General features: G+C 34.8%; 1 protein-coding gene and 1 pseudogene. Both read right to left on the bottom strand.

What is annotated here, in order from left to right; translation table 11 throughout:
• Positions 1–587: pseudogene (locus AC1DUW_RS29505) on the bottom strand (FMN-binding glutamate synthase family protein); the annotation flags it as partial.
• A gap of 141 nt (positions 588–728) precedes the next feature.
• On the bottom strand, positions 729–1,262 hold a 534-nt coding region (locus AC1DUW_RS29510), incomplete at its 5' end, for a PucR family transcriptional regulator (protein WP_477644261.1).

A 1,262-nucleotide genomic window follows, 5' to 3' on the forward strand; every position in this document is an offset into this window, starting at 1 on the left:
TTCTTCCCCAATGATCCATAACTCATAGCAGACATCCCGATAAGTCCTTTTAATTTAAAGGGGTTTTTTGTGTTCGGACCAATAATCACAGCATCCTCATCATCCAATAAATAGGCAGAGGATTCTTCATCTCCCCAAGTTTCTTCTCGTTGTGAGAAAAGCGGATCCTTCAAAAGGACGTATCTTTTAGTCATTACTTTTGTTTCTCGGTCGTATTTTTCTTCTTCAGCCAATTTTGGGAACATACTATTCCTTACAAAGAATCCTTCTTCATCGAAATCCCGTTTTGAACCAAAACCAATGACATCCCGTAAATATTTTGAGCTTTTTACCATGTGTTCATAGTCATCTCGAGAAAAAGGTTTTCCCTCATTATCACTGTTGAACCAGTATTGACGCATTTCAGGACCTATCTTTTCTAAAAAGTAACGAACCCTTCCAAGCACTGGATAATTCCTTAGAATCGCATGATGTTTCTGCCTACGATCAAAGAAAATCATATAGATTAATAAAAGAACTATTACAATGAAAATTAAGAAAATAATAGAAAATCCAAGAATAATTAAAATATTTGCGATGCTATTCATCCTAGCCCTCCTGTATGCAAAGAATCATGTATTGTTAATCTACTCGGTACTTCGATTATTTATACAAAAATTCACTCCAGACTTTTAAACAGGAAAGGAACATAATTAGATTGAAGGTACAACTTTATCACTCAATAAAAATCAAACTTTCCGCTGCATTTGTTTGACCCAAATGGCTAACTGTAAGGTTATTGCATCATTTAGCTCCTGAGGGTTATAATCAGTGATTTCCTTTATTTTTTTGATTCTGTAAATAAGAGAATTACGGTGAATGTACATACTTTTTGCACATTCGCCGATATTTAAGTTACTAAGGAAAAATTGTTGGAGTGTTTCAATCAGTTTTTCAGATAAGCTGCCCAATATTCTTTCTTGAAATTGTTGTTTCGTTCGATCATCTATTCTGTCCAAAAGGGCTTTGGTTTCCACTTCTGTATATGTAGTTAAAGACTGATTGTCGTCGCCAAGTAACAGGGCTGATTCGGCTTCGTGGAATGAGTGACATATATATAATTCGGATTCCGCCAATGAACCCATCCCAACCCGCAAAGAAAATCTTTTTGCGATTAATTGATGGATAGCTGTATTCATTTTTTGCTTCATTAAATTTTCAGAAAGGGTAGAAGTTAGTATGAAAACTCGATTAACGTTTAAGAATCCAATAAGAGTATGTTG

It is taken from the genome of Peribacillus sp. P4_C12, from assembly GCF_056402095.1.